General features: G+C 65.9%; 10 protein-coding genes and 1 pseudogene. 6 read left to right on the top strand and 5 right to left on the bottom strand.

What is annotated here, in order from left to right; translation table 11 throughout:
* Positions 1-243: 243 nt before the first annotated feature.
* Positions 244-480: pseudogene (locus F0P97_RS01225) on the top strand (nitronate monooxygenase); the annotation flags it as partial.
* Positions 481-576: 96 nt separating this feature from the next.
* On the opposite strand, the gene F0P97_RS01230 reads toward F0P97_RS01225, so the two are convergent.
* Genes F0P97_RS01230 through F0P97_RS01245 form a run of 4 tightly spaced genes read right to left on the bottom strand, consistent with a single transcriptional unit; the run spans position 577 to position 5,541 of the window.
* Complete coding sequence (locus tag F0P97_RS01230) at positions 577-2,382, bottom strand: feruloyl-CoA synthase (protein ID WP_182285315.1); 1,806 nt, start codon at positions 2,380-2,382, stop codon at positions 577-579.
* 20 nt (positions 2,383-2,402) lie between these two features.
* The gene (locus F0P97_RS01235) at positions 2,403-3,350 is read right to left on the bottom strand and encodes a 3-hydroxyacyl-CoA dehydrogenase NAD-binding domain-containing protein (protein WP_182285316.1); all 948 of its coding nucleotides are present in this window, start codon (positions 3,348-3,350) and stop codon (positions 2,403-2,405) included.
* Positions 3,347-4,555, bottom strand: a complete 1,209-nt coding sequence (locus tag F0P97_RS01240; protein ID WP_182285317.1) for an ABC transporter substrate-binding protein — start codon at positions 4,553-4,555, stop codon at positions 3,347-3,349. Before F0P97_RS01240 ends, F0P97_RS01235 begins: the two co-directional genes overlap by 4 nt.
* Positions 4,556-4,602: 47 nt before the next feature.
* Positions 4,603-5,541, bottom strand: a complete 939-nt coding sequence (locus F0P97_RS01245; RefSeq protein ID WP_182285318.1) for a 3-keto-5-aminohexanoate cleavage protein — start codon at positions 5,539-5,541, stop codon at positions 4,603-4,605.
* 113 nt (positions 5,542-5,654) lie between these two features.
* Here F0P97_RS01245 and F0P97_RS01250 point away from each other — a divergent pair, with 113 nt between their 5' ends.
* A complete protein-coding gene (locus tag F0P97_RS01250) occupies positions 5,655-6,377 on the top strand; it encodes a Crp/Fnr family transcriptional regulator (RefSeq protein WP_182287066.1) in 723 nt (240 codons plus the stop codon).
* 19 nt (positions 6,378-6,396) lie between these two features.
* Here F0P97_RS01250 and F0P97_RS01255 read toward each other — a convergent pair whose 3' ends face one another.
* The gene (locus F0P97_RS01255; protein WP_182285319.1) at positions 6,397-7,302 is read right to left on the bottom strand and encodes a LysR substrate-binding domain-containing protein; all 906 of its coding nucleotides are present in this window, start codon (positions 7,300-7,302) and stop codon (positions 6,397-6,399) included.
* A gap of 134 nt (positions 7,303-7,436) precedes the next feature.
* Between F0P97_RS01255 and F0P97_RS01260 the strand changes: the two genes are divergently transcribed.
* From F0P97_RS01260 to F0P97_RS01275, 4 genes are all read left to right on the top strand, one after another.
* The gene (locus tag F0P97_RS01260) at positions 7,437-8,450 is read left to right on the top strand and encodes a Bug family tripartite tricarboxylate transporter substrate binding protein (RefSeq protein WP_182285320.1); all 1,014 of its coding nucleotides are present in this window, start codon (positions 7,437-7,439) and stop codon (positions 8,448-8,450) included.
* A 21-nt stretch (positions 8,451-8,471) separates the two neighbouring features.
* Positions 8,472-9,362 (top strand): FAS1-like dehydratase domain-containing protein, encoded by an 891-nt coding sequence (locus tag F0P97_RS01265; RefSeq protein WP_182285321.1) that lies wholly within the window; start codon positions 8,472-8,474, stop codon positions 9,360-9,362.
* Positions 9,363-9,424: 62 nt separating this feature from the next.
* Positions 9,425-10,675, top strand: a complete 1,251-nt coding sequence (locus tag F0P97_RS01270) for an acyl-CoA dehydrogenase family protein (protein WP_182285322.1) — start codon at positions 9,425-9,427, stop codon at positions 10,673-10,675.
* 176 nt (positions 10,676-10,851) lie between these two features.
* Positions 10,852-12,048, top strand: coding sequence for a CaiB/BaiF CoA transferase family protein (locus F0P97_RS01275; protein WP_182285323.1), 1,197 nt, complete (start codon positions 10,852-10,854; stop codon positions 12,046-12,048).

Raw genomic sequence — 12,048 nt, forward strand, 5'->3', positions numbered from 1 at the left:
AACCAAGCATGCCGGCAAACGCCGGGCCGCGCCATTCGGCAATCGCAAGGGCGGACTTCGCGGGAATGAAAGCGGCGGCGGCCAGCATGCGCCAGCCCAGCCTTCAGCGGGGCCAAAGGCATGCCTAAGAAAACGCGGATTGCGGGCCGCTGCGCTTGTCCCGACCATGATGGCCATGACAGAAAAGCAAGCTACCGACACCATCGACGCCGCAGCGCTGGCGCAACTTAAGTCCTGGCAGGCCACCGCGCCGAGTTGCAAAGCGACAGCGCGCAGCACACGGCCATTACCGCCGCCATTTCCGGGCGTCCTGCGCGCGGCATGTTCAACCGCCTGCACCAGCTGGGGCGGGACTATGCGGGAGCACTGCCCGCCTATCCCATGGTGTATGACGCAGGCAAGGCGCTGCACCAGGCCGCCAGCGCGCAGGGCAGCAGCGACTATGCCGCGCACTGGGCCGGCCAGGGTGCGCCTGCAGCGATCATCTGATCTGATAGCTGTCATCGCTTGTGATGCATCAAATTTGGAATGTCTTAGTCAATTTTTGATTACTGACTTGCGATGATTGCTATGGTTTCAGTTGTTCCAGCGAATGACCGATGCATCCTTTGACGCGAACAGACGTCGCACCGCATCGGCGCGCCGCGCCAGCACCGCGCGCTGGTTGACGTAGCCCTTGTCGGTGATCTCTCCGGCCTCTGCATCCGGCGGCTCGGCCAGCACCAGCGCGCAGCCGGGGCTTTGCGAGCTGCCCGCGCCTGCGTCGCGCTGCTCGTGCATCACGCGGCGCAGTGCCTGTGCCAGGGTTTCGGGGGCGGCAGCGCCCGCGGGCGTGGCAAACACCAGCAGACCCAGCTCGTCGCGGTCGTGGCCTGCGATGACGATGTCCTGCACCCAGGGTGCCAGGCGTGACACCAGTTCCACGCGCAACGTTCCCACCGAGACCCAGGTGCCGCTGGAGAGCTTGAAGTCCTCGGCCACCCGGCCGTTGAAGATGACGCCTCGTTCAGGGCGCAGCTCGTCGACCATGAAGCCAGCGTCGCCTATGCGGTAGTAGCCTTCTTCGTCGAAGGCTGCGGCCGTTTCGCGCGCTGCATCGCGGTAGCCGGGAAACACCGAAACGCCCTTGACGCGCATTTCCTGCTTGTTGCCGTTGGGCACGAACTTGAGCTCCAGTCCGGGCAGCGGCGCACCTATGCAGCCTGCGCCGTCGAGCTGCCAGTGGGCCGAGGTGATCGCGGGCGAGGTCTCGGTGCAACCCCAGGACGTGGTCAGCCACAGGGGGCGGCCCGGGCGCACGCGCAGGGCTACCGCCTCCAGCCGCTTCCAGGTCGAGGGGGCCAGCGCCGCAGCCGCGTAGAAGGCCAGGCGAAGGCGCGAGAGCATGTCCGCCGCCAGCTTGTCGTCGGCCTCCATCAGCGGCAACACCATATCGAAGCCGCGCGGCACGTTGAACCACAGCGTGGGCCGAACTTCACGCAGATTGCGCACCGTCTTCTCGATCAGACCCGGTGCGGGCCGGCCCTCGTCGATGTAGAGCGTGCCGCCGTGCGCCAGCACCAGATGCAGGTTGTGGTTGCCGCCGAAGGTGTGGCTCCAGGGAAGCCAGTCCACGAGCACGGGTTTTTCCTGCTCGAGGAAGCGCCAGGTCTGCGCCATTTGCTGCTGGTTGGCGCACAGCATGCGGTGCGTGTTGATGACCACCTTTGGCGTGCCTGTGGAGCCCGAGGTCAGCAGGTATTTGGCATGCGTGTCGGGGGCGATGGCCTCATAGGCGGTGCGCACGGCGGCCGTCTCGGGTCTGGCCATGAGCGACTCGAAATCCTGCCCGCCAGGCCAGTGCTGCGCATGTGCGCTGAAGACGCAGGGCGCGTGGGTTTCGCAGGCCGCCAGCGCTGGTCCGTAAAGGCGCGCGTCCGCTGCGTAGATCAGCGCAGGCTGCAGCGCCTGGAGCATCTGGCGCAGCCGCCCGAAGTCGCGCGCCGTGCGCGAGTAGGCACTGGACAGCGAGCAGGCTGCCCGGCCCACGTGCATGGCGGCCAGCATCAGCACCGCGTGATCGATGGCGTTGTCCGACAGGATGACCACAGGGCCGGGGGGCAGATCCAGGTCCAGCAGCCCCTGCGCCGTGCGTCCCACGGCCTCGCGCAGCTCGCCCCAGCGGAGCATGCGCCAGCCGCAGCCGTCGGGCGTGCGTTCGGCCAGGGCCGGGGCCTCGGGTGTTTCGCACGCCCAACGTTCCAGCCACTCGCCCACGCAACGTGCATAGGGCTTGAGCGCCACGGGCGATCGCAGTACGAAGCTGCCGTCGTCGAGATTGATGCGCAGGCTTCGCGGCGGGGCGACCTGCTGCGGATCGGACAGGAAGTCTATGGCTTGCATGGGTGCTCCTCCATGTGGGCTCAGAACAGCGAGCCCTGGGCCTTGGCGCGTATCAGGTCGGTCAGCAGTTCGTCGCGCGTGCGCTCCAGCTCCTCCTCGCGGCGCATGCCGCGCGCCTCTGCCACGCCCTGCACCACTCTGTCCTTGAGCGCCGCTGTCATGGCCGGATTGCCAAGATCGCGCCACCAGCTTTCGATGGGGCCGCCCAGGTGCTCCAGCAGATGCTGCATGCCGCCCTGTCCACCAGACAGATGCAGGTTCATGAATGGCCCCATCAGCGCCCAGCGCAGGCCGGGGCCGTGGGCGATGGCCGTGTCGATGTCGCTGACGCTGGCCACCCCCTGGTCAACAAGGTGAAAAGCCTCGCGCCACAGCGCGGCCTGCAGACGGTTGGCAATGTGGCCAGCGATTTCGCGCCGCACATGAATGGGGCGCTTGCCCAGCGCTGCATAGAAGTCCATGGCGCGCTGGATGCTGCCTGGCGAGGTGGACTCTCCTCCGCCCACTTCCACCAGCGGAATCAGGTGCGGCGGATTGAAGGGATGACCCAGAACCACGCGCTGCGGCGTCTTGCAGCGTACCTGCATGCCGCTGACCGGCAGGCCCGAGCTGCTGCTGGCCAGCAGTACCTGCGGCGGCGTGGAAGCGTCCATGCGCGCATAGAGATCGGCCTTGAAGTCGGCGCGCTCGGGGCCGCTTTCCTGCACGAAGTCGCAGCCGTCCAGTGCACGCTCAAGTTCGGCGTCAAAGCGAAGGCGTCCGGGCGAGGCTCCATCCACCAGCCCCATGCGTTGCATGGTCGGCCAGTGGCGCTGCACCGCTTCGCGCAGGCGCTGTTCGGCGCCGGGTGCGGGATCGGTGGCCATCACATCAAGGCCGCGCGCCAGGAAGAACGCAGCCCAGCTGGCACCGATCACGCCGGTGCCAACCACGGCCACGCGCCGTATCGCGGGTGCGGCCGCGCTCATGATGTCTTCCATTGCGCGCAGCGTGTCTCGGCGCGTGTGGTCCAGGCGGCCTCGCCCCGGATGGTCTCGACCACCTTGTAGTAGTCCCAGGGTTCTCTGGATTCGGCCGGTGTCTTTACCTGCATCAGATGCATGTCATGCACCATCAGGCCGTCGGCGCGCAGCCAGCCGTCCTTGACGAACATGTCGTTGAAGCGGGTCTTCCTGAGCTGTTCCATCACCTTGGTGCCATCGTCCGTGCCCGCGGCCTGCACGGCCTTGAGGTACTGCAGCGTGGCAGAGTAGTCGCCCGCATGGAAGGAGGTGGGCATGCGCTTGTGCTTGTCGAAGAAGCGCCGTGCCCATGCGCTGGCCTCGGTGCTCTGGTTCCAGTACCAGCTGTCGGTGAGATACATGCCCTGTGCCGTCTTCAGGCCCAGGGCGTGCACGTCCTGAATGGTGATGATCATGCCCGCCAGCTTCATCTTCTGCGCCAGCCCGAATTCCGCCGCCGACTTGATCGCGTTGACCGTGTCGCCACCCGCATTGGCCAGGGCCAGTACATCGGGCTTGGCCGCCAGAGCCTGCAGCATGAAGGACGAGAAGTCGCTGGCGCCCAGCGGGTGCTTGACCGCACCGGCCACGTTGCCGCTGCCGGCTTCGAGCACCTTGGCGGCATCGGCCTGAAGCGCATTGCCGAAGGCATAGTCGGCCGTCACGAAGAACCAGCGCTTGCCGCCGCTCTTGAGCACGGCGCTGGCCGTTCCGCGCGCCATGGCCACCGTGTCGTAGGCATACATGACCGTGTAGGGCGAACACTGCTCGTTGGTGAGGCTGGAAGCCCCCGATCCGACCACAAAATAGGGCTTGCGCTTATCGCGCGCCACGCCTGCCATGGCAATGGCCGCGCCCGAGTTCACGCCGCCGATCAGCATGTCGAAGCGTTCCACGTCGAACCATTGGCGCGCCTTGGCGGCGGCGATGTCGGCCTTGTTCTGGTGGTCGGCCGCCACGAGCTCGATCTTCTTGCCGTTGATGGCGCCGCCCATGTCCGCGATGGCCATGCGTATGGCCTCTGCGCCTGCCGGTCCGTCGTAGTCGCGGTACACGCCCGACATATCGCTGATGAAGCCTATGCGTATCACATCGTCCGAAATCTGAGCTGCTGCCGTGGCCGCGCCGGCCAGCGTCACGGCGCCCGCCAGGGCCTTGCATGCGAAGTTCATGATGCTGTCTCCTCGTTGTTTGTGAACAGTGCTGCGCCGTGCGCGGCTCAGGCCGCCTGTGCCATGGCGGCGGGCGCGAACGCGGGTAGCGGCATGCCACTGCGTTGCAGTCCCATGATCTGACGTGCTTCCTCGGGTGTGGCAGGCTCCATGTCGAGCTCGCGGATCAGCCGCACAATGCGCTCGGTCAGCTGTACATTGGTGGCCAGCTCGCCCTGGCAGTAGTAGAGGTTGTCCTCCAGGCCCACACGCGCATGGCCGCCCAGCAGCAGCGCAGCCACATTGGCCTCCAGCTGCGAGGGACCGATGCCGCTGACGCAGAAGATGCTGTTGGCGGGCAGAACGTCCACCATCTGTTGCAGGTAGCGTGGAGAAAACGGCATCGCATTCTGGAAATTCCGGTGGACGTTCATCACCAGGTTGATGAAGTGCGGTGCGGCATCGTGGTCTTCCTCGATCAGCGTCGTCACGTCCTGCAGGATGTGGGTGTGGGCGAAGACTTCCCACTCTGGCTTGATGCCGCGCGCCTTCATGCCTACGGCCAGCTCGCGGCCCCGGGACAGCGGCGTGTCCATGAGGATCTCGCGCCCGCCGAAGCTCAGATTCAGCGTGGTCGCATCCAGCGTGCACATTTCAGCGCCTGCGTCCATGCCCTTGATGCGTTCCTCCCAGGCGATTTCCCAGCGCCCGCCCTGCAACTCGCGCACCATGTCGCCGTGCACGCCGCCGCCCGTGGAGTTGTTGATCACGATGCCGCAGCCCGCAGCGCGGATGCGGGTGTTGATGTCGCGGTAGATGTCTGCATTGCAGGTGGCACCGTCGTCGGGCCGGCGCGCATGGATGGCCGCCACGCTGGCGCCCGCATTGCAGCAGCGCACCACGTCTTCGGCGATCTCGTCCGGCTGGGTGGGGAGATGGGGGTTCTGCGATTTGTGGGCCATGCCGCCCGTGGGGGCAATGGTCACGATCACCTTGCGCTTGCTCATGGCGTCTCCTGATGCGTGGGGTTGGGTCGTCCGCTATTATTTTTTTCACCCCCGCATGAATCAGTCGTTGCGATGACATTTGACCTCGGGGTAAGTACGCAAGGAGTTTCACCATCGCCCGCCATCACCGCTCAACGGCCGCGGCCCGCCCCACTCTCGACGAGCTGCTGTCCGGCTCGGCCTGGTTTCCCGCGCTCGACGTTGCCGTGCGAGAACGCGTGCGTGCCGAGATGCGCGAGGTGGACCTGCCTGCGGGCACTGCGCTGTGCCGTATGGGCGATGAGCCCCGGCACTGGTATGGCGCTATCGAAGGTCTGCTCAAATGGTCGGTGAGCAGCGCCGATGGTCGCTCGGTTACGCTGGGAGGACTGTCGGTGGGAAGCTGGTTCGGCGAGGGAACGGTGCTGCGCGGTGTGGCGCGCACGGCGGACGTGATTGCACTGCGCGACAGCCGCGTGGCCTTGATGCCTGCCGAGGTCTTCGAGTGGTTGCGCGGCAGCGAGCGCAGCTTCGAAGCCTTTTTGCTGCGTCAGATCAACGAGCGAATGCACTGGTTCCTGGGCAACTTCGCGGCCCATCATCTGCTCGATACCGATAGCCAGGTGGCGCGCGCGCTGGTGGGCCTGTTCCACTCATGGCTGCATCCGGGAAGCGACCCGCGCCTGAGGGTGTCCCAGGAGGAGATCGCCAACCTCTCGGGCCTGTCGCGCCAGCGCTGCAACGCAGCGCTGCGCCGCCTGGCGGCGGCGGGCCTGATAGAGATCGAATACGGCGGCATCACCGTCATCGATCTGCCGCGTCTGCGCACGCGTGTGCTTGCAGCGGCATCGTTCTAGCGGCCAGATTCGCGCTGCCTCACATGCTCTCGCCGAGCTCATGGTAGGCAGCGATGGCGTCCATCAGTTCCTGCAACTGGGCCGATACCTGCTGCTCCTCGCGCACCAGCATATAGCGCGGGCGTACGGCCCAGGCGTCCGTCAGCGGCACGCGACAGACGCGCGGCAGGCCGCGGTAGCGCTGGGCCACGGTCTCGGGCACCACGGCCACGCCCACGCCTGCCGCGACCATGCGGCACATGGAGTCGAAGCTGGACAGCTGTATGCGCAGCTTCAGCGTGGTGCCCAGCTGCTGGCTCAGCCGTTCCAGAAAAGTCTGCAGAGTGCTGCCACGGTGCATGCCCACAAAGCGCTCGTGCAGCACATCGGCAAAGGCCACGCTGCTCATGTCCGCCCAGCGCGCGGTGTCGGGGGTCACCAGCACCAGCCGGTCGGTGCTGAAATGCAGCGCGCGCAGGCCGTGCGTGTCCACCTCTCCGGCCACGATGCCCAGGTCGGCGCGGCCGTCGCGGATGTCGGCGGCAATGCCGGCATTGGGGCGCTCCTGCAGGTCCACGCTGATGTGCGGGTGCTGGGTGAGGTAGGCCGCAAGTATGTCGGGCATGAACTCCGTCACGGCCGTGGTGTTGGCGAATACGCGCACATGGCCGCGCAGGCCCGCGCCGTACTCCTGCAGGTCGGCTTGCAATTGCTGCGAATGCTGCAGCATGGCACGCGCATGGTGCAAAAAGGCCTCGCCGGGTGCCGACAGCTTTACCCCTCTAGCCTCTCGTATCAGCAAAGGCATGCCGGCCTGCTCCTCCAGTGCCCTGACACGTGCGCTGGTGGCTGCAAGCGATAGGTGAGACTGTTCAGAAGCCCTTGTCAGGCTTCCTGTCTGTGCTATCAAAACAAAGAGTCTTAAATCCTTGAGATCGAATTGCATGGCGGCTCATGGTTTATACCAATCAAGTCAAGGCTTCGGAAAAACAAAAGGCTTGATTCCAATATCAGAGATTGTGCACAGAGCTGGCGCCAGCGAGCATAGGCCCATCAACCCCAAAAGAGGAGACAGTCGCCGTGCCAGTCCGATCAGCCCCGCCCTCCACTCCATCGGTATCGCGCCGCAGCCTCTGCGCCGGCGCCCTGCTGACCCTGGGCCTGCCGACCTGGGCGCAGACCTCCTATCCCGCCCGCCCCATCGTGCTGGTGGTGCCCCAGGCAGCGGGCGGAACCAATGACATCGTGGGCCGCATCGTGGCACAGAAATTGGGCGAGAAGCTGTCCGTGGGCACGGTGGTCGAGAACCGCCCCGGTGCGGGCGGCAACATCGGTACCCAGGCCGTGGCCAAGGCCGCCAGGGACGGCCATACATTGCTGATGACCATCAGCAGCAGCCAGGCCATCAATCCCGCACTCTACAAGTCGCCGGGCTTCGATCCCGTGGGCGACTTCACGCCGGTGAGCATGATCGGCGCCGTGCCCAATGTGCTGCTGGCCCATCCATCATTTCCCGCACGGACCGTTCCCGAGCTGCTGGCCCTGGCCAGGTCCAAGCCCGGCGAGCTGCAATATGCATCGGCAGGCAACGGTACGCTCAACCACCTGCTGGGCGAGATGCTTAACCAGATGGCCGGCGTGCAGCTGCAGCATGTCCCCTACAAGGGCGTGGCGCCGGCACTTAACGATGTGCTGGGCGGGCAGCTGCCGCTGCTGTTCGGCAGCCTGCCGTCCACGCTGCAGTACATCAAGTCGGGCAAGCTGCGGGCACTGGCGGTCAGCAGCGCAGCGCGCTCGCCCTTGCTGCCCGACGTGCCATCGCTGGGTGAGTTCGTGCCCGGCTACAACGGCACGCTGTGGATTGCCCTGTTCGCGCCGCGCGGCCTGCCGCCTGCGGTGATGAGCCGGCTGCGCGAAGGCATGCAGCAGGCCATGGCGGACAAGGACATGCGCACCCAGTTGCAGGCCCAGGGCGTGGAGCTTGCGGGCACGCCAGAGCGTCAAGTCACGCCCGACGAGCTGGCTGCCGTCCTCAGGCAGGACATCGCCAAATGGGCGCAGATCGTGAAGACCTCCGGCGCCACGGTGAACTGAATCCCTTCATCACTTTCATCCATGAATCCGAACACTGTCCAGATCGACGCTGCCGCCCTGACCAAGCTCCAGTCTTGGCAGGAGCGCAGCGAGACCATGTCCGACATCATCACCGCCGCTCCGCTGCGTGCCCTCTCGGCCACGCTGGACCGTGACGACCCGGTGCCTGGAGATGGCTCAGCCGTGCCTGCGTTATGGCACTGGCTGTACTTTCTGCCGCATGCCCGTCAGAGTGAGATCGGCCCCGACGGGCATCCCCGGCGCGGTGGCTTTCTGCCGCCTGTGCCGCTGCCGCGCCGCATGTGGGCGGGAGGGAGGATTCGCTGGGAAGCGGGCAATCCGCTGCGCGTGGGGCAGCAGGTGCAGCGCGTCTCCACCATCCGCAGCGTGCAGCACAAGACCGGACGCTCGGGCGAGCTGCTGTTCGTGCTGGTGGAGCATCGCTTCTCGAACCAGGACGGTCTGGCGCTGGTCGAGGAGCACGACATCGTCTACCGGGCCGCCGCCAGGCCCGGCGATCCGGTGCCGCCACCGCAGCAGCCGCCGCTGGCGGGCCAGGCTGCCTGGTCGCGCACCATCGTGCCCGACGACATCTTGCTGTTTCGCTACTCGGCGCTGACCTTCAACGGCCACCGCATCCACTACGACCGCCAGTATGTGACACAGGTGGAGGGCTACCCGGGCCTGATCGTGCATGGTCCGCTGATTGCCACGCTGCTGCTCGATCTGCTGCGCCGCCAGCTGCAGGGCGCCAGGGTGGTCGCGTTCGACTTCAAGGCCTTGCGGCCGACCTTCGACCTGCACCCTTTCAGCGTGCACGGCAAGCCGCGCGAGGACGGCAGGACCATCGACCTGTGGGCGCGGGATCACGACGGCTTTCTCACCATGCAGGCTACGGCCACGGTGGCTTGAAGACTGAAACCCATAGCTGATAACGCTTTATGAGTAAGCGTTTGAGGTCAAAAAGGCTTGAAATGATAGAACACACCAGCTCCAATAACCACCACGAAATCCGCGATGCCATCCGCGCGCTGTGTGCGGAGTTTCCCGACGAGTATTTCCGCAAGATCGACGAGCAGCGCGTCTATCCCGAGACCTTTGTGGACGCGCTGACCAAGGCCGGCTGGCTGGCCGCGCTGATTCCGCAGGAGTACGGTGGCAGCGGCCTGGGCCTGACCGAGGCCAGCGTCATCATGGAGGAGATCAACCGCTGTGGCGGCAACTCGGGCGCCTGTCACGGCCAGATGTACAACATGGGCACGCTGCTGCGCCATGGCTCGCAGGCGCAGAAGGAGAAATACCTGCCGCGCATCGCCTCGGGCGAATGGCGGCTGCAGTCCATGGGTGTCACAGAGCCCACCACGGGCACGGACACCACCAAGATCAAGACCAGCGCCGTGAAGAAGGACGGGCGCTATGTGATCAATGGCCAGAAGGTCTGGATCAGCCGCATCCAGCACAGCGACTTCATGATCCTGCTGGCGCGCACCACGCCGCTGGCCGAGGTGAAGAAGAAAAGCGAGGGCATGTCCATCTTCATGGTCGACCTGGCCGAGGCGCAAGGCTTGCCCCCACGCTCCCCTGCTGCGCAAGGGTCGCTGCCCCCCGAGGGGGCAGCTTTGGGCCTTGGGGCGGCCCGGCAGCCCAAAAAGGGCCTGACCGTGCGTCCCATTCCCAACATGGTCAACCACGAGACCAACGAGCTGTTCTTCGAGGACCTGGAGATTCCCGAGGAGAACCTGATCGGCGAGGAAGGCAAGGGCTTCAAGTACATCCTGGACGGCCTCAATGCCGAGCGCACGCTGATCGCCGCCGAGTGCATAGGCGACGGCTACTGGTTCCTGGACCGCGTGACCAACTATGTGCGCGACCGCCAGGTTTTCGGCCGCCCCATCGGCCAGAACCAGGGCGTGCAGTTCCCGATCGCCGATGCCTTCATCGAGGTCGAGGCCGCCAATCTCATGCGCTGGAAGGCCTGCGAACTGTTCGATGCGAACCAGGCGATGGGCGCTCAGGCCAATATGGCCAAGTATCTTGCGGCCAAGGCCAGCTGGGAGGCCGCCAATGCCTGCATCCAGTTCCACGGCGGCTTCGGCTTCGCCTGCGAATACGACGTGGAGCGCAAGTTCCGCGAGACGCGTCTGTACCAGGTGGCGCCGATCTCCACCAACCTGATCTATTCCTATGTGGCCGAGCACATCCTCGGGCTGCCCCGCTCGTTTTGAAATGAAGTACCCCCCGAGTCGCTACGCGCCTTCCCGTTGCACGGCGCCCCCAAAGGGGGACGACACCCTCGGGGCGGGGCGGCGCGGCCGGCCCAGGCCCTTCCTCGGTGTCCCTGGCTTTGAGCGCGTCAGTTGTTCGGGTCGTGGGTTTCGCCAAAGTGCAATGGATCTCCAAGATGAAAAAGCATAGTCTTCGACCCCTCGACGGCATTACCGTGGTCTCGCTGGAACATGCGGTGGCTGCGCCTTTCTGCACCCGCCAGCTCGCCGATCTGGGTGCGCGCGTGATCAAGGTGGAACGTCCGGGAAGCGGCGATTTCGCGCGCGGCTACGACCAGCGCGTCAACGGCCAATCCTCGCACTTCACCTGGATCAACCGCAGCAAGCAAAGCCTGGCGCTTGATCTCAAACGCCCCGACGCACCGGAGGCGCTGATGCAGCTGCTCGAAGGCGCCGACGTGCTGGTGCAGAACCTGGCGCCCGGCGCGGCCGCGCGCATGGGCCTGTCCTATGCGGTGCTGCATGAGCGCTTTCCGCGCCTCATCGTCTGCGACATCAGCGGCTACGGCGCCGACGGCCCCTACCGCGACAAGAAGGCCTACGACCTGCTGATCCAGAGCGAGGCCGGCTTCCTCTCGGTCACGGGCACGCCCGAGGTGCCGTCCAAGGCCGGCATCTCGGTGGCCGACATCGCGGCCGGCATGTATGCGTACACCAACATCCTGTCGGCCCTGCTGCTGCGCGGCCGAACGGGCGAGGGAAGCCACATCGATGTCTCCATGCTGGAGGCGCTGGGCGAGTGGATGGGCTACCCCATGTACTACGCCTGGGACGGTGCGCCGCCGCCGCCGCGCACCGGCGCCTCGCATGCCAGCATCTATCCGTACGGCCCCTTCGAGGCAGGTGATGGCGGCACGGTGATGCTGGGCCTGCAGAACGAGCGCGAATGGAAGCTCTTCTGCGAGCAGGTGCTGCTGCAGCCCGCGCTGGCCGCGGATGCGCGCTTCGACAGCAATGCGCGCCGCAACGCCAACCGCGAGGAGCTGCGAGCGCTGATCCTGGATGTATTCAACGCGCTGGATGCCGCCCAGGTCGTGCAGCGGCTGGACGCGGCCGGCATTGCCAATGCGCGAGTCAACGACATGGCCGGCCTGTGGGCCCATCCGCAGCTGGCCGCGCGTCAGCGCTGGTGCAGCGTGGGAACGCCGGCCGGGCCGGTGCAGGCGCTGCTGCCGCCCGGCGTCAACAGTGCCTTTGACTACCGCATGGAGGCGGTGCCCTCCGTGGGTGAGCACAGCGAGGCCATCCTGGCCGAGCTGGGCTGGTCGACCGAGCGCATCCGTGCTCTTTACGCCGAAGAAGCGACTCTGTGA

Source organism: Comamonas testosteroni (assembly GCF_014076415.1).
GTDB lineage: Bacteria > Pseudomonadota > Gammaproteobacteria > Burkholderiales > Burkholderiaceae_C > Comamonas > Comamonas testosteroni_F.